The sequence below is a fragment of the Serratia sp. 14-2641 genome, assembly GCF_001692375.1.
GTDB lineage: Bacteria > Pseudomonadota > Gammaproteobacteria > Enterobacterales > Enterobacteriaceae > Chania > Chania fonticola_C.
Genome location: NZ_LXKR01000044.1, coordinates 196,188 through 216,807 on the forward strand (window position 1 = coordinate 196,188; position 20,620 = coordinate 216,807).

18 protein-coding genes are annotated in these 20,620 nt (G+C 56.2%); 14 read left to right on the top strand and 4 right to left on the bottom strand.

Translation table 11 applies throughout. The annotated features are described in order from the left end of the window. Position 1: 1 nt before the first annotated feature. From A6U95_RS16210 to hypA, 4 genes are all read right to left on the bottom strand, one after another. The gene (locus A6U95_RS16210) at positions 2 to 622 is read right to left on the bottom strand and encodes a helix-turn-helix transcriptional regulator (RefSeq protein ID WP_158006217.1); all 621 of its coding nucleotides are present in this window, start codon (positions 620 to 622) and stop codon (positions 2 to 4) included. 857 nt (positions 623 to 1,479) lie between these two features. Next, positions 1,480 to 3,546 carry a formate hydrogenlyase transcriptional activator FlhA gene (flhA, locus tag A6U95_RS16215; RefSeq protein ID WP_065685198.1) on the bottom strand — a complete coding sequence of 689 codons (2,067 nt, stop codon included), beginning with the start codon at positions 3,544 to 3,546 and terminating at the stop codon, positions 1,480 to 1,482. Positions 3,547 to 3,685: 139 nt separating this feature from the next. Further along, positions 3,686 to 3,979: a hydrogenase maturation factor HybG gene (gene hybG, locus A6U95_RS16220; protein ID WP_065685199.1), complete on the bottom strand. Its 294-nt coding sequence runs from the start codon at positions 3,977 to 3,979 to the stop codon at positions 3,686 to 3,688. A gap of 15 nt (positions 3,980 to 3,994) precedes the next feature. Then, entirely contained in the window at positions 3,995 to 4,339 is a 345-nt protein-coding gene (gene hypA / locus A6U95_RS16225) for a hydrogenase maturation nickel metallochaperone HypA (RefSeq protein ID WP_065685200.1), read from the bottom strand. A gap of 524 nt (positions 4,340 to 4,863) precedes the next feature. Between hypA and hydN the strand changes: the two genes are divergently transcribed. From hydN to rfaQ, 14 genes are all read left to right on the top strand, one after another. Beyond that, complete coding sequence (gene hydN, locus A6U95_RS16230) at positions 4,864 to 5,406, top strand: electron transport protein HydN (protein ID WP_065685201.1); 543 nt, start codon at positions 4,864 to 4,866, stop codon at positions 5,404 to 5,406. Between the two features lie 31 nt (positions 5,407 to 5,437). Then, positions 5,438 to 6,058 carry a 4Fe-4S dicluster domain-containing protein gene (locus A6U95_RS16235; RefSeq protein ID WP_065685202.1) on the top strand — a complete coding sequence of 207 codons (621 nt, stop codon included), beginning with the start codon at positions 5,438 to 5,440 and terminating at the stop codon, positions 6,056 to 6,058. A 2-nt stretch (positions 6,059 to 6,060) separates the two neighbouring features. Further along, positions 6,061 to 8,076: a hydrogenase 4 subunit B gene (gene hyfB / locus A6U95_RS16240; protein ID WP_065685203.1), complete on the top strand. Its 2,016-nt coding sequence runs from the start codon at positions 6,061 to 6,063 to the stop codon at positions 8,074 to 8,076. A gap of 11 nt (positions 8,077 to 8,087) precedes the next feature. Next, on the top strand, positions 8,088 to 9,038 hold the full coding sequence (locus A6U95_RS16245; RefSeq protein WP_065685204.1) for a respiratory chain complex I subunit 1 family protein: 951 nt from the start codon (positions 8,088 to 8,090) through the stop codon (positions 9,036 to 9,038). A gap of 17 nt (positions 9,039 to 9,055) precedes the next feature. Beyond that, entirely contained in the window at positions 9,056 to 10,513 is a 1,458-nt protein-coding gene (locus A6U95_RS16250) for a hydrogenase 4 subunit D (RefSeq protein ID WP_065685205.1), read from the top strand. 11 nt (positions 10,514 to 10,524) lie between these two features. Further along, positions 10,525 to 11,175 carry a hydrogenase 4 membrane subunit gene (gene hyfE / locus A6U95_RS16255; protein WP_065685206.1) on the top strand — a complete coding sequence of 217 codons (651 nt, stop codon included), beginning with the start codon at positions 10,525 to 10,527 and terminating at the stop codon, positions 11,173 to 11,175. A gap of 4 nt (positions 11,176 to 11,179) precedes the next feature. Next, positions 11,180 to 12,763 (top strand): hydrogenase 4 subunit F, encoded by a 1,584-nt coding sequence (locus tag A6U95_RS16260; protein ID WP_065685415.1) that lies wholly within the window; start codon positions 11,180 to 11,182, stop codon positions 12,761 to 12,763. Continuing rightward, positions 12,760 to 14,496 carry a hydrogenase large subunit gene (locus A6U95_RS16265; protein ID WP_065685207.1) on the top strand — a complete coding sequence of 579 codons (1,737 nt, stop codon included), beginning with the start codon at positions 12,760 to 12,762 and terminating at the stop codon, positions 14,494 to 14,496. The genes A6U95_RS16260 and A6U95_RS16265 overlap by 4 nt, the downstream gene beginning before the upstream one ends. Positions 14,497 to 14,506: 10 nt before the next feature. After that, positions 14,507 to 15,052, top strand: coding sequence for a hydrogenase 4 subunit H (gene hyfH / locus A6U95_RS16270; protein ID WP_065685208.1), 546 nt, complete (start codon positions 14,507 to 14,509; stop codon positions 15,050 to 15,052). A gap of 1 nt (position 15,053) precedes the next feature. Further along, the gene (locus A6U95_RS16275; protein ID WP_065685209.1) at positions 15,054 to 15,839 is read left to right on the top strand and encodes an NADH-quinone oxidoreductase subunit B family protein; all 786 of its coding nucleotides are present in this window, start codon (positions 15,054 to 15,056) and stop codon (positions 15,837 to 15,839) included. Next, the gene (locus A6U95_RS16280; RefSeq protein ID WP_024529681.1) at positions 15,829 to 16,245 is read left to right on the top strand and encodes a formate hydrogenlyase maturation HycH family protein; all 417 of its coding nucleotides are present in this window, start codon (positions 15,829 to 15,831) and stop codon (positions 16,243 to 16,245) included. The genes A6U95_RS16275 and A6U95_RS16280 overlap by 11 nt, the downstream gene beginning before the upstream one ends. After that, on the top strand, positions 16,242 to 16,694 hold the full coding sequence (gene hycI, locus A6U95_RS16285; RefSeq protein ID WP_065685210.1) for a hydrogenase maturation peptidase HycI: 453 nt from the start codon (positions 16,242 to 16,244) through the stop codon (positions 16,692 to 16,694). Before A6U95_RS16280 ends, hycI begins: the two co-directional genes overlap by 4 nt. Before the next feature lie 202 nt (positions 16,695 to 16,896). Then, on the top strand, positions 16,897 to 19,041 hold the full coding sequence (fdhF, locus tag A6U95_RS16295; protein WP_083196388.1) for a formate dehydrogenase subunit alpha: 2,145 nt from the start codon (positions 16,897 to 16,899) through the stop codon (positions 19,039 to 19,041). A gap of 405 nt (positions 19,042 to 19,446) precedes the next feature. Continuing rightward, on the top strand, positions 19,447 to 20,616 hold the full coding sequence (rfaQ, locus tag A6U95_RS16300) for a putative lipopolysaccharide heptosyltransferase III (RefSeq protein ID WP_065685212.1): 1,170 nt from the start codon (positions 19,447 to 19,449) through the stop codon (positions 20,614 to 20,616). Positions 20,617 to 20,620: the final 4 nt, after the last annotated feature.

Consider the following 20,620-nt stretch of genomic DNA (forward strand, 5'->3'; position numbering starts at 1 on the left):
TTTATAATTTAACTGCAGATAAATGATCATCTGATAAGCGTTTCACCTCAGATTTTCTGCTCAACGCATCTAAGGGCAAATCCGCCCCAATGAGCCAACGCCTAAACTCACCTTTGTGTTTGAAGTTAAGCTTGTTCATCGCTTTGATTTTGTGTCCACTGACCGTTTTCTGATTGATGCCCAACACCTTACCAATCTCGATGTTGGTATAACCAATAGAATAATAATGTAAAACAGCCTTTTCTCGCAGAGTCAATGACAAAGGTAAACTAATCTGCGACAACCTCTGCGGTGTGAGATAAACCTCGTCAATTTGCTGCAAGAACGAGCTGATAGATTGCTTGCTTTGCAACATTTTCATTGTCCTCCCTGAACGATTTGAAATCAGCTCAACCTCAGGTTGAATAATAAAAATCGCCTCGGAAATGACCATTTTCCTGGCGTAGAGATATTGCGACAGATTATTGACGCCAATAAAGGCCAAATAGTAATGAACATTGGCATCAAGTGTCTCATCAACGTCAACCAAGATGTCTTTCTCATTAAAGTACTGGCGCAAAAGATACGTCAGGCCCTGCGTAAAGAACTTGTTATCGTTCGATATAAGCACGTTAATATTCATTGTCATCTACCCAGCGTTTAATCAGGGGACGCCACGAAACGCCTGCCGTAAGGAAATCCATCAGTCAAATGGAATAAAAACAGGCGAGTTAAACGTCACCAACAAGAGAACATTATCCAAATATATCAACCGAGCGATATAAGGAAAACCTTAAAACACGCATGTTGATGTTTAAATGAACAATAAGTAGAAGGGGAAAGATAAAGCTTAATTATCTGACACGCCATTCCTTTGCAAACTATTACAGCCTATTAACTCTGGTATTCATACCAAAATACCCATTGTGCGGGTGAGGCCAATTCGAGTTCCATCTTACAAGAATTTTCTGATCGTAAATTCCTCCCCGCTAATATTAATTAATGTCGCTCAGCTGTCAATGCCCGTAATAAAACCGCGGAAATTAAATTCAATCATTTGATTTTAATCGATATTTCATCAATCAAGGGTTCTACAGAACAGTGATAAATGCCTTTTTTGGTTATTTATCACAAAACCACATAAAAAGTAGATATAAAAACCACCATGGAAAATATAAGTAGATTTAAAATCCAATAAGATATATTTAAATAGTTAATGCAACCAATAAATACACAAAAAACCATTTATTTAATTAAAAATGACAAGAAAATAGCTTTAATGATAGGTTTTATCTCCCCAAGAGAGATCTCATTATGAAATAATAACCTTAAAGCTAGCTTAAAATAAGGATATCAGAATAGGGACAGAGGCCTGAAAGCATGAAATTCCGGGCCTTTTCGGCTGGGCCTTTGGTTAAATAGCCGTACCTAGTGGTACAGATGTGTCCCCCCAACCTTCCGGTCGGTTGGGGGGGAGGGGCATTACGGTTTGCGTTCTGGTCAATTCACCGAAATCCCCCACTTTTTCATCCGCGATAGCAGCGTTGTCCGTTTTAGCCCAAGGCGCTGTGCTGCCCCGCGTGGTCCGGCGACTACGCCGTTGGTTTCTCTCAGCACACGTAGCACCCGTTGGCGCTCATCCTCCTCCGGCGATACCGTTTCCATGGCTGGCGCCGAGGGCACCACTGCGGGTTGCGAATACGGCAATTCAGGTAGCGGCAGCTCGAGCACCGAGCCACGCGTCAGCAATACCGCCCGCTCAATCACGTTCTCCAGTTCACGCACGTTGCCCGGCCATGGCATCTGGCTTAATAACCGCAGCGTTTGCGCCGGGATACTGTCGATGGTGCGTTTCATGCGGCGAGCGATTTTATGGGTCAGGAACTTCACCAACTGGGGGATATCCTCAGGCCGTTCGCGCAGCGGTGGAATGACGATAGGAAACACGTTCAGGCGATAGAACAGATCGCTGCGAAACTCACGATCGGCCACCATCTGTTGCAAATCCCGGTTGGTGGCGGCGATCAGACGGATATCAACAGAGATCGGTTTGTTGCCACCGACTCGCTCAAACTCCCGCTCCTGTAACACCCGCAGCAGCTTGGGTTGCAGCTCAATGGGGATCTCCCCCACTTCATCCAGGAACAGTGTCCCCTTCTCCGCCAGCTCAAAGCGGCCCATGCGTTGCGTGGAAGCCCCGGTAAACGAGCCTTTTTCATGGCCAAACAGGTCGCTTTCCAACAAACCCGCAGGCATTACCGCACAGTTCATTTTCACCATGCGCTGGTCACGCCGTTCGCTCAGATTATGGATCGCTCGTGCTATCAGCTCCTTGCCGGTGCCCGTTTCCCCGAGGATCAGCACCGAACAGTCGCTTTTAGCCACAATTTCGACCTGTTTGAGTACCGAAGACATCCCCGCGCTGCGCCCAACAATCTCGCTCAGATCGGGATGATTGACGTTGATCTGCTCGGTCAGATACAGGTTCTCATGCACCAGGCTCTCTTTAAGCCGGTTGATCTCCTGGCAGGCCAGCGCGTTATCCACCGCGATAGCAATACGTTCTGCAATCTGTTGCAGCACCCGCAAGTTGGCCGCGTTGAAGCCATCCGCCTGGCATTGCGCCAGCTTCAGCACGCCCAGCTTCTTTTGGCCGAATATCAGTGGCAATACGCACAATGCCTCGATCCTGCCCTGTGATATATCAAACAGCCGACGTTCATAGCCGGAAAGCTGCTCGGCATTTTTCAGGTTCAACAGCAGCATTTCGCCGCTGCTCATCACCCGTTCGGTTAAGGTGCCTGCCAGCGCCACGTTGTACTGCTGGCGTTCGGCGGCGTTATTGTTCAGATAGTGGGTAGAGTAGATGGTGAGCTGCTCGGCGTGCTCACTGCGTAACACGATGCTGATGGCGTCACTGTTGAAAAAGTGGTGAATTTTCTCCGAGATCTCCCCCATTACGTCATCCAGATCCAGCTTTGACAGCACCGCATTGGTGACATCCACCAAGATGCGATAGTCATCCAGCTCATGACGCAGTTGGTGCTGTAGCCCTTGCGCGTTTTCCAGCAAAACAATCTGCTGCGTGGCCAGTGCCACCAGCTCCATCAGCGTTTGCAACTGCACCAGGCTGGCATCGCTGAACGGCTCGTTTCCGCTACGCAGTAATTCACAGCCACCGAGCGGCCGCCCCCCCGCATGTAGCGGCATCAAACAGTATTGGTTGAAGGGAGGATGCAACTTCAGGGCGCGGATTTGCGGATAGCGATCGTGCAGCTCATCGGCCTGCCAGCGTTGGGGTAACGAGCTGTGTTGAAAGCGGCTCACCGGGCCATTCGCCAGCAGCGTTTCGTCCTGATAGTTTACCGGCTGCTGCGCGTGATCCAGCCCGTGAAAACTCACCCGTTCGCTATGGGGATCAAATAGCACCAACGCGACGCTGTCGGCCAGTTGCAGGCGCCGCAACACCTGACGCAATTGCAGTAGCAGATCGATGAAATTATGCTGCCCGAGCAGCATGCGGGTAATTTCGAGCAGGTCTTGTTGTTCTAAGCGTACAGTCGACATGGTTTATCACTTGTCTGAGTCACGAAGATTATTGCCAGCGAACATCCTCACAAAGAGTAAGGTTTGTTAATGGTAATTTCTCCCGACCGGATCAACAAAACACCGCAACAGGAATGTCATTTGCCGGGGATAGCACAATTTATCGCCGTTCCTGGCCACCTTCGCCTGCCAGGAACAGCGCGACGTCCTGCTCCACTTCCCCCATAGCTTGCAGCGCCGACAAGGTTTCCTGTGCTTCGTGCTCATCCAGGCGGCTCATGGCAAAGCCTACATGGATCAGCACCCAGCTACCGATTAGCGCTTCTGGCGGTTCATCGTCCTGGCACACCAGGGCAATATTCACTTCTCGTTGCACACCGCAGACGTCGACCCAGGCGTGCTGGGGTTGGTTTTCGTCCAGCGCCACAATCTTACCGGGAATGCCTATACACATGCTTTTTCCTCTTGGTTATTCAATTTCCAGGCGCTTGAGTTGCAAGCCGTCATCCGCCTGCACCCGCAGGTTGCGCCCGCCGCATTGCGGGCAGACCAAGACCTGGGGAACCAGCAGTTGCATATCCGCCCGGCAGTCGTGACACCAGCACTGGGCTTGTTGTTCGAGCAGATGTAACTCACAGCCTTCGGCCAAGGTGCCACGGCAAACCATATCGAAGCAGAACCGTAGGGACTCCGCTTCCACGCAGGAAAATGCGCCAATCTCAAACCAGACGGCGGTAATGCGCCGGGCATGATTTTGCCGGGCGTGTTGCTGCATGATTTCCATCGCATGATGGCACAGGGTTATTTCATGCATCTGTCCTCCGTTGTTCGGTGATGAATGGCCGAAGCTTCAGTTAGTGCAATTACGGTGCCAAGGTGATGTCTTGGCCCCTCACCCTAACCCTCTCCCCAAGGAGAGGGGACCGATCGAGTTGGGCTGAAAGTATAGTGATCCGTCATAAACACCGGCTGACTCACCTTTGCTAAAGGGAGCGATCGAGGTTGCTGATATGACAGCCCTTCTCCCAACAGAGTAGGGGCTATCAGCTCCCTCTCCCTGTGGGAGAGGGCTGGGGTGAGGGCCAAACCGTCATTTTTGCTACCGATTTCGTCAAAAATGACGAAGTGACGACGCCAATCCGGGCTGAATGTGACGAATATCCCCTCCCGCGTCGTCGTTTATGCCAATCAGCCGTTCATATGCGGCCAATGAAAACCCAACCATTTGTTTCGTATGTGTTTATTACGTTTGGCACGTTTTATGTATAGCTAACGGCAGCACAGACTCAAAGGCTCGCCGCCTGGGGTTTAACGATGGAAGGTAACCAGGAGTGACTGATGAACAGGTTTATCATGGCCGATCCGCAAAAATGCATCGGCTGCCGCACTTGTGAGATCGCCTGCGTAGTGGCACATAGCCAAAACCAGGATGTCTCGGCGCTGGATGCCGCCAACTTCACGCCTCGCCTGCATCTGCTGAAAGGCGGCAATGTCAGCACCGTGGTGCTGTGTCGTCAGTGTGATGATGCCCCCTGCGCCAGCGTTTGCCCCAACGGGGCCATCAGCCAGAGCGACGGCATGGTCAAGGTCACGCAGGAACGCTGCATCGGCTGTAAAGCCTGCGTCATGGCTTGCCCATATGGAGTGATGGAAGTGATCACCCGCCCGGTACCCCACCATGGCAATGCCTTGATGTTCCCCGCCGCCGAGAAAGCAGAAGCGCACAAGTGCGATCTCTGCTCCGGGCGAGCCAACGGCCCGGCCTGTATGGAGTTTTGCCCCACCGATGCGCTGCACTGCGTAGACCAACAGCTGCTGCAAAAAATGAATGCGGAAAAACGCCGCCGCGCCGCACTCACCCCACTGTCGTTGGCAATGTGAGCGTGAATCGCTTTCTGTTGGAGGAACGGCCATGAACCGCTTTGTTATTGCGGAGCCTCAGCACTGTATCGGCTGCAACACCTGCATGGCCGCCTGCACCGAGGTGCATAAGGCTGAAGGGCTACAGTCGCATCCCAGACTGACGGTGACGCGCGTCGGAGAGCAAACGGCACCGATGCTTTGCCGCCAATGTGAAGACGCCCCTTGCGCGCGCGTTTGCCCGGTCAATGCCATCACGCACGGCGAGCACGCCATCGAGCTGAACGAGACCCTGTGCATTGGCTGCAAGCTGTGTGGCCTGGCCTGCCCGTTCGGTGCAATCACGCCTGCGGGCAGTGGGCCGGTCAATATCCCGTCGATGTTTGAACAGTACGTCCCGGCAGAACTGTTGCCCGACGTGCCAACCAGTCCCGCAAGCCAATCGCCCTATCTGTCCTGGAATGCCGGGATTAAAACGGTGGCGGTGAAGTGCGATCTCTGCGCGTTCCTCGCCGATGGGCCTGAATGCGTACGCATCTGCCCAACCAATGCCTTGCATATCGTCGATGAACAGCAGCTTGAGCAGGAAGCGCAGGCCCGGCGTTTGGCGCGAGCCGGCCAGGTCGCGATCGGCTGGCCATCCTCTCCTTCTCTCGTCAGGGGGCAGAAATAAACATGGACTCTCTCACTCTACTGCTTTGGGCTTTGGTGATTTATGTCGCCGGTGGCGTGCTGTCGCTGCTGCTGTTTCGCCGGGAGCGCCTTGCCATTTTGCTGGCGGGGATCAGCGCAATGCTCGGTGGCCTGTTAGGACTATGCAGCGCCGTTCCCGTCCTGTTAAGCGGGCATACCCTCTCCTTCTCCACCCCTGGCCTGTTCTCGTTTGCCGCTTTTGTGGTGCGCATGGACTCGCTGGCGGCCTTTATGCTGGTGGTGATTTCGCTGCTGGTCACCGTTTGCGCGTTGTATTCCATCGCCTATGTGCAGGAATATCGCGGTAAAGGCGCCGCGAGCATGGGGTTCTTTATGAACCTGTTTATCGCCTCGATGGTCGGGCTGGTGGTGATGGATAACGCCTTCTACTTCATCATTCTGTTCGAAATGATGTCGCTGGCCTCCTGGTTCCTGGTGATCGCCGATCAGGATGACGAATCCATCAGCGCCGGTTTGCTGTACTTCTTTATCGCCCATGCCGGATCGGTGCTGATCATGATCGCCTTCTTCCTGATGTGGCGGCAGAGCGGCAGCCTGGACTTTGACTCCTTCCGTTCGCTGTCGCTTTCCCCTTGGATGGCATCGGTCGTTTTCCTGCTGGCTTTCTTTGGCTTTGGGGCCAAGGCGGGGATGCTGCCGCTGCACAGCTGGCTTCCGCGAGCCCACCCAGCAGCCCCTTCTCATGCTTCTGCGCTGATGTCTGGCGTGATGGTGAAGATCGGCATCTTCGGCATCATCAAGGTCGGGATCGATCTGCTGGGTGCCACCGAAATGTGGTGGGGCATCGTGGTGCTGGCCTTCGGCGCGGTGTCTGCGGTGTTGGGTGTGCTGTATGCGTTGGCCGAGCACGATATCAAACGCCTGCTGGCCTGGCACACGGTAGAGAACATCGGCATCATTTTAATGGGCGTTGGCGTGGCGATGGTCGGCATGGCTAGCGGACATCCGATAATGGCTGCGCTGGGCCTGCTCGGCGCGCTGTATCACCTGCTCAACCATGCGGTGTTTAAAGGCTTGCTGTTCCTAGGGGCCGGTGCCGTGATTTGGCGCGTGCATACCCGCGATATGGAACAGATGGGGGGTCTGGCGAAGCTGATGCCGCTGACCGGGCTGGCGTTCCTGATCGGCTGTATGTCGATTTCCGCCCTGCCGCCGCTGAACGGTTTTATCAGCGAGTGGTACACCTACCAATCGCTATTCTCCATGAGCCACGACGGTAACTTTGTGATGCGCCTCAGCGGCCCGATTGCCATGGTGATGCTGGCGATCACCGGGGCGCTGGCGGCGATGTGCTTCGTCAAGGTCTACGGCGTCAGCTTCTGCGGCGGGCCGCGCAGTGAAAAAGCGGCGCAGGCTCGCGAAGTGCCGTGGCAGATGACAGTCTCCATGCTGTTGCTGGCCCTGCTGTGCGTACTGCTCGGCGTGGGGGCCAGCGTAGTCGCACCCATTCTGGCGCAGGTTGCCATGACGCTGGTTGGCACTCATGACGTTACCGTCGTGCAAGGTTCAATGCTGGTGCCGCAACTGGCCAGCCAGGCCATGCTGTCGCCGGCGTTGACCTTTATCCTGTTGCTCGCTCTGCCGCTGATCCCATTGGCGGTGTATCTGCTGCTGAAAAGCAATCAGTCCAGCTTCCGCCGCCGTGGCGACCCTTGGGCCTGTGGCTATAACTGGGAGCAGGCGATGGCGGTGTCCGCAGGGGGCTTTACCCAGCCACTGCGTGCCATGTTTGCCTCGCTGTACCGTCTGCGCAAGCAGCTCGATCCAACGCCTGCATTGTCGCGGGCACTGGAACAGACCACCGCAGGGGCAACCCGTGCCGAACCGTTCTGGGATGACTGGATCATCAATCCGCTAGTCAAGGCCTCTCAGCGTCTGGGTGTGCGGTTGCAGGGCATGCAGAGCGGCGACTTCCGCTTCTATTGCCTGTATGTGGTGATCGCCTTGGTGATCCTGCTGTTGCTTGTCGCGGTTTAAGGGGAAATAGCATGTCGATGCAGGAAACACCGTCGTTAATGATGGGACTCTTCGCGCTGATGCAGGCGCTGATAATGCTGGCGCTCGCGCCGCTGTTCACCGGGATCTCCCGCCAAATCCGCGCCCGGATGCACTCGCGCCGTGGCCCCGGCATTTGGCAGGACTACCGCGATATGGGCAAGCTGTTCAAACGCCAGGAGGTGGCTCCGGCACAGTCGGGCGCCATATTCCGCGTGATGCCTTATGTGTTGCTGAGCAGCATGTTGCTGGTGGCGATGACGCTGCCCATCTTCACGCGGACGTCGCCGTTTGCCGGTGCGGGGGACTTGATCACCCTGCTCTATCTGTTCGCACTGTTCCGCTTCTTCTTCTCGCTGTCTGGTCTGGATACCGGTAGCCCGTTTGCCGGGATCGGGGCCAGCCGCGAACTGACGCTGGGCGTATTGGTGGAACCTACGCTGATCCTGGCGTTGCTGGTGGTGGCTCTGATTGCCGGGTCCACCAATATTGGCACCATCAGCGCCACCCTGACCGAAGGTTGGAGTTCCCCGACGGCTACCCTGCTGGCCATGCTGGCCTGCGGTTTCGCCGCGTTTATCGAAATGGGCAAAATCCCCTTCGATGTAGCGGAGGCGGAACAGGAACTTCAGGAAGGGCCGCTGACCGAATACTCCGGCTCTGGCCTGGCGTTGGTGAAATGGGGGATCGGTCTCAAGCAGGTGGTGGTAGCTGAGCTGTTCCTGGCGGTGTTTATTCCCTTTGGCAAGGCGGCGGAACTGACGGTGCCCGCGCTGGCGTTGGCGGCAGTCATCATGCTGGCCAAGCTGCTGGCGGTGTTTGTCCTCGCCTCCATTTTTGAAAATACCTTGGCGCGTGGGCGGTTCTTGTTGACGCATCACGTTACCTGGCTCGGTTTTGGCGTAGCGGCGCTGGCCTTTGTCTTTTACCTAACCGGTCTGTAGCCGCCAGGAAACCCATTATGGAAAATACGCTCTGTTTGCAATATACCGCCCTCGCCACGCTGCTGCTGCCGTTTATCGGTGCGCTGCTGACGGCCTGCGTGCCGCAACGGATGGCCAAGTGGATCTGTACCCTGTTTGCGCTGCTGGCCACGCTGGGTACGGTGATCATCGGTTGGTTATTCCTGGCCCATGGCAAGGCGGATACCACCATCACCCTGCTGCAATACGGCAACGTGGCACTGTTCGGTTTTATCATCGACCGCATCAGCACGCTGATTGTCTTCGCGGTGGTGTTTCTTGGCCTGCTGGTCAGCCTGTATTCCACCGGTTACCTCACCACGGCCAACCGCGAACATCCCCATGAGGGCAGCAACCGCTATTACGCTTTCCTGCTGATCTTTATCGGGGCGATGGCCGGGCTGGTGATGTCCTCCACCATCCTGGGGCAATTGCTGTTCTTCGAGATCACCGGCGGCTGTTCCTGGGGGCTGATTAGCTACTACCAGACGCCGAAGGCACAGCGCTCGGCCATGAAAGCCCTGCTGATCACCCATATTGCCTCGATCGGCTTATACCTGGCGGCAGCGACGCTGTTCCTCAATACCGGCACCTTCGCCCTGAGCGCGATTGCGCAGCTCAACGGTACGGCCAGTCTGGTCGTGTTTGGCGGCATCCTGTTTGCAGCCTGGGGGAAATCGGCCCAGCTTCCGTTGCAGGCCTGGCTACCCGATGCCATGGAAGCCCCTACCCCGGTGAGCGCCTATCTGCACGCGGCTTCGATGGTGAAGGTGGGCGTCTACATCTATGCCCGCGCCATCCTGTCTGCGGATACGGTGCCGCATATTATCGGCTGGGTCGGCATCGTCATGGCGACTATCACCCTGATTTACGGTTTCCTGATGTACCTACCGCAAAAGGATATGAAGCGTCTGCTGGCGTGGTCCACCATCACCCAGCTCTCCTATATCTTCCTGGCGTTATCCATCTCCATCTTCGGCTCCAAAACCGCCTTTATCGGTGGCGTGGCCTACATCTTTAACCACGCGTTTGCCAAGAGCCTGTTCTTCCTGGTGGCCGGGGCGCTGAGCTATAGCTGCGGCACCCGGATGTTGCCGCGCTTGCAGGGCGTGATGAACAAGATGCCGCTGCTGGGCGTGGGGTTCTGTGTAGCCGCGTTGGCGATCACCGGGGTGCCGCCGTTTAACGGCTTCTTCAGCAAGTTCCCGATTTTTGCCGCCGGTTTTGAACTGTCGCACGAGTTCTGGCTGATGACGCCGCTGATGGTGCTGGTGCTGATCGAATCGGTCGCCAGCTTTGCCTGGTTTATCTATTGGTTTGGGCGCGTTATTCCCGGCAAACCCAGTGATGAGGTGGCACAGGCCGCTCCGCTGCCGCTGGTGATGAGCGTGGTGCTAGTGATTCTGATCGCGATGTCGGTAGGTTCCAGCGTGATTGCCGTCGCCTGGCTTGGATAAGGGAGTTGATTATGACTGGTTCACTTATCGTCAATAACCTCGCGGGGCTGATGATGGTCACCTCGCTGCTGGTAATTGGCGCCAAACGGCCCGTGGCCTCGTGCTGGCTCTATGCCTTGCAGTCGCTGCTATTGGTGCTGGTTTTCTTTACGCTGGGGCAAACCCTGGGCGCCCACCAGCTCACGCTGTGGGCGATCAGCGCCTTTATCACCAAGGTGGTGCTGGTGCCGGTGATCATGGCCTATGCCTTTCGCAAAATGGACGATCCCTCGGCGAACGGCAGCCTGATCGGCCCGGTGATGCTGATGCTGGCCGCGGCGGTGATTGTACTGCTGTGCTGGTTTGTGGTGGAGCCGGTGCAGGTGCCGCTGCTGGCCTCGCTGAAACCGGCGCTGGCGGTATCGCTGGGGCATTTCATGCTCGGTCTGCTGTGTATCGTCACCCAGCGCAACATCCTCAAGCAGGTGTTTGGCTACTGCCTGATGGAAAACGGTTCGCACCTGACGCTGGCGCTGCTGGCGAATCGTGCGCCGGAGCTGGTGGAGATTGGTATCGCCACCGATGCCATTTTTGCGGTGATCGTGATGGCCGTGCTGGCGCGCAAAATCTATCGCACGCTCAACACGCTGAATGTTGAACAACTGACGGCGTTGAAGGGGTGAGATGATGAGTAATACCACCATGCTGTTTCTATTACTGCTGACGCCGCTGGCCTTCTCGCTGCTGACCTTTGCCTGTCGATTGCTGGGAAATGCTGCGCGGATCTGCGTCACGCTGTTGCACTTTGTCGGTATCATGCTGCTGCTGGCGATTTCCCTATGGGTGGTGATGCAGGTGTACCAGCAAGGCGATATTCTGGCTGCCGGACGCTGGCTGCATCTGGATAGCTTAAGCGCCCTATTCCTGGCGATCCTCGGTATCATCGGCTGCCTTACCGGACTTTACTCCATTGGCTATATGCGCCATGAGGTTGATGAAGGCGAGATTTCGGTAGCGACGCTGTGTCACTACTACGGCTTCTTCCACCTGTTCCTGTTCACCATGCTGTTGGTGATCACCAGCAATAACCTGATCCTGATGTGGGCGGCCATCGAAGCCACCACGCTCAGTTCGGCGTTTCTGGTGGGGTTGTACGGGCAGAGCTCCTCGCTGGAGGCGGCCTGGAAGTACATCATTATCTGCACCGTAGGGGTGGCCTTCGGGCTGTTCGGCACCATTCTGGTGTACGCCAACGCGGCCAGCTTTATGCCCGATCCCAACGACGCCATCTTCTGGACGGAAGTGCTCAAGCACGCCACGCAGTTGGATCCGATGCTGATGCATCTGGCGTTCGTGTTTATCCTGATTGGTTTTGGCACCAAAACCGGGCTGTTCCCGATGCACGCCTGGCTGCCGGACGCCCACAGTGAGGCACCAAGCCCCACCAGCGCCCTGCTCTCTGCCGTACTGCTCAACTGCGCGCTGCTGATCATCATCCGGTACTACATCATTATCAGCACCACCCTGGGCCATGACTTTACCGGCACTCTGTTGATGGTATTTGGCTTCCTTTCTGTCGCAGTGGCGGCCTTCTTTATTCTGGTGCAGCGCGATATCAAGCGGCTGCTGGCCTACTCCAGCGTGGAGAACATGGGGCTGATCGCCGTGGCGATCGGCATCGGTGGCCCGTTGGGTATTCTGGCGGCTCTGCTGCATACCCTGAACCACAGCCTGGCAAAAACCCTGCTGTTCTGCGGCTCTGGCAACGTGCTGCTGAAGTATGGCACCCGCGATATTACCGTGGCGAAAGGGATGCTGAAATGCATGCCGTTCAGCGCCGTGTTGCTGGCAGGGGGAGCCCTGGCGCTGGGCGGTATGCCGCCGTTCAACATTTTCCTCAGTGAGTTTATGACGGTCACCGCCGGGCTGGCGGCTGGCCATATTACGTTGACCATCGTCTTGTTGCTGCTGCTGACGGTGGTATTGGCCGGGTTGGTCCGCATGGTGGCCAGCGTGCTGTTCGGCGCCAAACCAGAAGAAGTCAACAAAGGCGAACTGGGAATACTGACGACCTTACCGATGGTGATCCTGCTGGTATTGATGCTGGTGATGGGCACCCATATCCCGCAACCGGTCAGCCGACTGCTGGAAAACGCGGTCCACATCGTGATGAACAACAAGCCTGGCACTCATGCCCAGCCATTGAGCTGGCCATGGGCCGTTCAGAATCATTCCTCTGCGGCCGAACCTCAGGCAGGAGAAGTAAAGTGAGCTACGAAACCCACGTATTGACCCTCAACAACGACGAAAAACTCGGCAAAGGCTACCTGGCCAAAGTGCGCGAGAAGTTCCCCTCCGCATTGCTGGATGCCGAGTGGCAAACCGCCAACCAGGTCACCATCACGGTCAAGCTGAATTCGTTACCCGAGATCGTGGAATACCTCTATTACCAGTTAGGCGGTTGGCTGCCGGTGCTGTTTGGCAATGACGAGCGTACTTTGACCGGGGATTTCGCCGTCTACTACGTGCTGTCGATGGAGGAAGGGGAAAAGTGTTTTATCACCGTCAAGGCTCAGGTTAGCGCCATCACGCTGGAGTTCCCGTCGGTTACCCCTCGCGTTCCCGCCGCCGTGTGGGGCGAGCGTGAAATCCGTGATATGTACGGTTTAATCCCGGTGGGGCTACCGGACGAACGCCGCCTGGTATTGCCGGACGACTGGCCAGACGATCTTTACCCGCTGCGTAAAGACACCATGGATTACCGCCAGCGCCCCGAGCCAACCACTAACGTGGAAACCTACCCGTTTGAAAATGCGGCCACCGGTGAATCGCGCGTGGTGCCGATCGGGCCGATGCACATTACCTCCGATGAGCCAGGGCATTTTCGCCTGTTTGTTGACGGCGAGCGCATTGTCGATGCCGACTACCGGCTGTTCTACGTGCATCGTGGCATGGAGAAGCTGGCCGAAACTCGTATGGGCTATCAAGAGGTCACTTTCCTGTCCGACCGGGTCTGCGGGATCTGCGGCTTCACCCACAGCGTGGCGTACACCACCTCGGTGGAAAATGCGTTGGGGATCTATGTGCCTCCCCGCGCCCATGCTATCCGCAGTATTCTGCTGGAGGTCGAACGGCTGCACAGCCACCTGCTGAACATTGGGTTATCGAGCCACTTTGTCGGCTTTGATACCGGCTTTATGCAGTTCTTCCGTGTGCGTGAAAAGTCGATGACCATGGCGGAGCTGTTAACCGGATCGCGTAAAACCTATGGGCTCAACCTGATCGGTGGCGTGCGCCGCGACATCCTGAAAGAACAGCGGGTGAAAACCATCAAGCTGATCCATGAGATGCGCGCCGACGTGACGCAACTGGTAGAGATGCTGCTCGGCACGCCAAATATAGAGCAGCGCACCAAAGGCATTGGCCTGTTGGATCGGCAGATTGCCCGCGACTACAGCCCGGTGGGGCCGATGATCCGCGCCAGCGGCTTCAAGCGCGATATGCGTTTTGACCACCCTTATGCCAACTACGGTTCATTGCCGAAAACGCTGTTCACCTTCGACGGCTGCGACGTGTATTCGCGCGTGATGGTGCGCGTGCAGGAAGTGCTGGATTCGCTGGCGATGATCGAATACGGCCTGGATAACCTGCCGGGCGGCCCGCTGCTCACCGAAGGTTTCCGCTATCAGCCGCACAAGTTTGCCTTGGGCTATGCCGAAGCCCCGCGCGGTGAAGATATCCACTGGAGCATGCTGGGGGATAACCAAAAGCTGTTCCGCTGGCGCTGCCGGGCGGCCACCTACGCCAACTGGCCGGTGCTGCGTTATATGCTGCGCGGCAATACGGTTTCCGATGCCCCGCTGATTATCGGCAGCCTCGATCCCTGCTACTCCTGTACCGACCGCGTCACGCTGATCGATATCAACAAGCGTAAGGCGAAGACCGTGCCGTACAAGGAGATTGAACGCTACGGGATCGAACGCACCAATTCACCGTGCAAGTGAGGGAGGGATCATGCTGAAACTGTTTAAAACCATCCTAAAGGCCGGTGAAGTCACGGTGAAATACCCGTTTAAGCCGCTAGAGGTGTGCCCGGGTTTTCGTGGCAAGCCAGAGTACGATCCTGAGCAGTGTATCGCCTGCGGCGCCTGCACCGTGGCCTGCCCGGCGAATGCGTTAACCATGGAAACCCATGAAGCCAGCGGCGAGCGCGTCTGGCAGTTATTCATTGGCCGTTGCATCTTCTGCGCACGCTGTGAAGAGGTTTGCCCGACGCGGGCAATCAGGCTGTCGGAAGAGTTTGAAATGGCGGTGATGCACAAGCCCGATCTGTATATCCGCGCCACCTTTACCCTGCTCAACTGCCGCAGTTGCCAACAGCCCTTTACGCCAACCAAATCGGTGAATTACGCCCTGGCGTTGCTGGCCCACGCGGGCATGGGGGCAGACAGCATTGAGGCCTTACGGCCCCAGTTCGAAACCTGCCCCGCCTGCAAGCGTAAACAGACTTTGAGCCAGCATCGGCCGATGAAACTAAGCCAACCGGCGGGAGCGAAATAATATGACGATGCCCGATATCAAGGTTAATCATCACCGCAGCACGCCGATCACCGTTGATGAACAGACCGCCAAACTCAAGAGCAAGCTGCTGAAGGATATCAAACGCTCGGCCTATGTGTATCGCGTGGACTGCGGCGGCTGTAACGGCTGTGAGATCGAGATCTTCTCCGCCATCACGCCGGTATTTGATGCCGAGCGCTTTGGTATCAAGGTAGTCCCCTCACCGCGCCATGCCGATATTCTGCTGTTTACCGGCGCGGTCACCCGGGCCATGCGCGTGCCCGCGCTCAGAGCTTACGAATCAGCCCCCGATCCAAAAATCTGTATCTCTTACGGGGCCTGCGGCTGCGGCGGCGGGATTTTCCACGATCTGTACTGCGTCTGGGGCGGCAGCGAGTCAATCGTGCCGATTGACGTGTGGATCCCCGGCTGCCCACCGACGCCTGCCGCTACCATCTACGGCTTTGCCGTGGCCCTGGGCCTACTGGAGCAAAAGCTGAAGGGAGAAAACCACCTTGAGCAGGTAGACGAAAAGGCTGCATTGTTGCTGCCAGGCATCCCACTGCATACCCGCGTCCTGATTGAACGCGAGGCACGCCGTCTGGCGGGCTACTACCAAGGCCGCATCATCAGCGACCGTTTCCTCTCCCTGTTGGCCGGTGCCAGCATAGATGCGGCCACGTTGCGCCTGGAGGAATGGTTGCAACAGGAAAGCGATCCTCGCCTGCGCGAGATTGTCGCTTGCCTGGTTGACTGCCTGCAACAGGAGCTTACCCATGCAAAATGAAGGTAAGGCGGTGTTCTGGTCATTACGCCAGAAGTTCCTTGATAGCGATGACGACATGCCTGCCCAGGCGCAGCAGGTGATGTATTACTCGCTGGCGATTGGCCACCACGTAGGGGTGATTGACTGCCTGAATACCGAGCTGAGCTGCCCATTGCCGCAATATCAAACCTGGGTTGAGCAGTTCCCGGAGGGTGAGGCCCAACGCAAGATGCGTGGCCTGCTGACCTTCGGCGAAATCACCATCGACTCCACCCACACCAGTCTGCTGGCCAATGCCCTGGCCCCGTTGATCGATAGCCAACCGGCGCCCTTTAGCGAATGGAGTAGCAAGCTGCTCGGCTTGCTCGCCGAGATTGAGCGGGAGCCTGCTATCTATCTGATTGTGAAGAAGGTGACGAACCCATGAATGTCGTACTTACCGTAGGCAATAGCATGATGGGGGACGACGGTGCCGGGCCCTTGCTGGCCGAGATGATGGCCGAAACGCCGATCGAGGGTTGGATCGCCGTTAACGGCGGCTCCACACCGGAAAACGTGACCCATCAGATCCGCGATCTTAAGCCCAACCGGCTGGTGATTGTCGATGCCACCGATATGGAATTGGCACCCGGCGAGATCCGCATCGTCAATCCTGACGATATTGCCGAGATGTTCTTTATGAGTACCCACAATATGCCGCTCAATTTCCTGATCGACCAGCTACGTGAGGATATTGAGGAAGTGATATTTCTCGGCGTTCAGCCGGACGTGGTGATGTTTTATTTCCCGATGACGGAGAAAGTGACGCAGGCGGTACGGGTGATTTATCAACGGTTATCAATATGGGATACGGGGGAAAGCTTTGAGCGGCTCTGAATAGCAGCGCCTAATACCGTAACACGAAAGCTTGGGGCGGGGGTGAATGATGACAATAAATGCCAGTCATTAATCCACATCAAGTCAGCGTGGCACAATTTATGCTTCAAATAAGTGAGACACATTTTTCGTCACCGGGGAGATTTGCTGGTCCAGTGGCGTGTTGAGCAATGTCGAACAGGTTTAACAAGGAGTGCAGGAGATGAAAACAGTCATCACGGTCTGCCCTTATTGCGCTTCAGGTTGCAAAATCAACCTGATAGTCGACAACGGCAGGATCGTTAAGGCCGAAGGCGCTAACGGCGTGACCAATCAGGGCGAGCTATGCCTGAAAGGGTATTACGGCTGGGATTTCGTTCACGATACCAAGATCCTGACGCCACGGCTGAAAACGCCGATGATCCGCCGGGAACGGGGTGGCAAACTGGAATCGGTGTCTTGGGAAGAGGCCATTGAGTTCGCCAGTTCGCGCCTGCTGGCCGTTAAAGAAAAATACGGCCCGAATGCGATTATGACGACCGGTTCCTCGCGCGGGCCCGGTAACGAAGCCAACTATGTGATGCAGAAATTTGCTCGCGCCACCGTCGGTACCAACAATATCGACTGTTGCGCACGCGTCTGACACGGCCCCTCGGTTGCAGGTCTGCAGCGATCGGTCGGTAACGGCGCCATGAGTAACTCCATCTGCGAGATTGAGGATACCCAGTGTATTTTTGTCTTCGGCTATAACGCTGCGGACTCGCATCCTATTGTCGCCCGCCGCATTCTCAAGGCGAAGGAGAAAGGAGCCAAGGTCATTGTTTGCGATCCACGCTACATCGAAACGGCGCGTATTGCGGATATCCATTTGCCGTTGAAAAACGGTTCCAACATCGCCCTGATCAACGCACTCGCTCATGTGATGATTGAGGAGAACCTGTACGATCAGGCGTTTGTTGAACAGCATACCGAGCAGTTCGATGAGTATCGCGCCATCGTGGCGGGCTACCCACCGGAGTCGGTTGAAAAAACCACGGGTCTCAATGCCCAGCAGATCCGTGAAACGGCACGCATGTATGCCAGCGCGCCAACGGCCACCATCCTGTGGGGCATGGGCGTCACCCAGTTCTATCAGGGCGTGGAAACCGTGCGTGCGCTGACCAGCCTGGCGATGCTGACCGGTAACCTGGGCAAGCCGAACGTCGGGGTCAACCCGGTACGCGGCCAGAACAACGTTCAGGGTGCCTGTGATATGGGCGCGTTGCCTAACACCCTGCCCGGCTATTTCCAGGTAACGGATGCCGAGGCGCGGGAAAGGTTTGCCAACGCTTGGGGGATCGACGCAATGCCCGCCGAGATCGGCTATGCGTTAAGCGAAGTACCGCACAATATCGACCATGGCAAACTCAAGGCGCACTACATCATGGGGGAAGATCCGCTGCAAACGGAGCCGGATTTAGCCACCATCCGCAGAACCTTTGAGAAGCTGGATTTGCTGATCGTGCAGGATATCTTCATGACCAAAACCGCCGCGATTGCCGACGTTATTTTCCCGGCAACCTCCTGGGGCGAGCATGAAGGGGTGTATACCGCGGCAGACCGCGGCTTCCAACGCTTCTATAAAGCAGTGGAGCCGGTGGGCGATGTGAAGACGGACTGGCAAATCATCAGCCTGATGTCGACGGCCATGGGTTATCCGATGCACTACAACAATACGCAGGAAATCTGGGACGAACTGCGCGAGCTGTGCCCGATCTATTACGGCGCTACCTACGAGAAAATGGCGGACCTGGCCTACATTCAGTGGCCTTGCCCAACGTTGGATCACCCGGGTACGCCTTATCTGTACGAAGGCGGGGAATTCTCTCGGCCCGGTGGCAAAGCGGAGTTCTTTACCTGTGAGTGGGCTCCGCCGATCGATCAGCTCAGCGATGAGTTCCCGTTCGTGCTGTCGACGGTACGCGAAGTGGGCCATTACTCCTGCCGTTCGATGACCGGCAATTGTAAGGCACTGGTCGCGTTGGCCGATGAACCGGGCTATGTGCAAGTCAACTCGGAAGACGCTGCACGGTTGGGGATTGAGGATCAGGCATTGGTGTGGGTGCGTTCACGTCAGGGCAAGGTCATTACCCGTGCCAACGTCAGCGAACGCCCTAACCGGGGTGCGATCTACATGACCTACCAATGGTGGATCGGTGCCTGTAACGAGCTGGTGGCGGAAAACCTCAGCCCGATAACCAAAACGCCGGAATACAAATACTGCGCCGTGCAGATTGAGCCGATTAAGGATCAAGGGCAGGCAGAACATTACGTTCAGCAGGAGTACAGCAAGATTAAACAGCGCCTACGCGAGGCCGCTGCGGGCTAATCTGTAAAAGCCGAACCTCAGGGACGAGGTTCGGCTTTCCACGCATCTCTCACCACCCGCTATTCATCCTCACACTTCTGCCAATGGCTGCCATACTAAAATTCCTAATAGACATATTATCCCGTGACTGACAAGCCCGCACAATACCCCCTTACTTTGTCAAGGATTGATCGTTTTCAACGATCGGTCTGATCTTATTGATCTGTACAACCAATTATCTTTGTCTTTCCGCCACCTATAAGATCGCCTTGGGTGTCGTGGGGCTTGGTGCATCTTGAAACCCATGCATAACACGTCGGCCGCAAGCGTCGAAATAACGGGCTTTCAATAAACAGGAAAAGTGAAGATGACAGATGAAAAGGTCCGCACGGCAGATTATCGATCTCTGGGATACATCAGCAAAATATGACGTTCGTGACGAGTGCTGGCAAAGCCGGGTTACCCGATCGCCGCTTGCCCAACCGATTACTGCACCGCGAACGGGTACAGCGCATCCTGGTTATCAAGCTGCGTCACTTTGGTGACGTCCTGCTAACTACACCGTTGCTCAGTACGCTACGCGCCAATTACCCCAGCGCCCTGATTGACGTGCTGGTGTATGACGGCACCGAGGCGATGCTGGCAGGTAATCGAGATGTCTATCTGACCTATACCGTCGATCGAAGCCTAAAACGGCAGGGCTGCAAGGCACAGTATCGCGGTGAGCAAGCCCTGTGGAACAGCCTCAACACTGGCCACTACGACCTGGTGATTAATCTGTCCGACCAGTGGCGGGCTGCGTTGTATTGCCGCTTTCTCAAACCGACGTTCAGCCTGGGGTTTGCTTACCCCAAGCGTAATAATCGGCTGTGGCGAGCTTGCCATTCGTTGTTGGTGCCGGTGGACGGGCATGACCAACGGCACACCGTGCTCAATAACCTCGCTATTCTGGCCCCACTGGCATTACCGACCTTGGTGTCCAAGGTCACCCAGGCTTACCGGCAGCGCGATGTCGATGAGATCGACCGCCTCAGCCAACATCATCACCTGACGGATTTCGTGCTGATCCAGCCTACCGCGCGCTGGGCGTTCAAAACCTGGTCAGTGGCGGGATTCGCACGGGTTATCGACTATCTCACCGCCAGCGGAGAAACCGTGGTGCTGACCTGCGGGCGTTCTGCCGATGAGATCGCCATGATAGCCGCCATTCTGGCCCACTGTTCCATGCCACAACGGGTGGTCAATCTGGCCGGTCGCCTGGACCTGCCGGAACTTGCCGTCTTGATCGATCGGGCGAAGCTGTTTATCGGTGTGGATTCGGTAGCAATGCATATGGCCGCCTCCTTGCAGACGCCTTCCGTCGTGCTGTTCGGTCCCAGCAATCTGCAACAGTGGTCACCCTGGCAGGCTCAGCACATCCTGTTATGGGCAGGCAACTACCGCTCATTACCGCAACCCGACGAGGTGGACACCGCTACCCCGGAACGTTATCTGGAGGCTATTCCCGTCAATGAGGTTATCCGAGCCATAAACCGCCAACTTACCTGCCTGGAAATCCCAACTTCCCGCACGGTGAATGACACCGTGTTTAATTAACCCT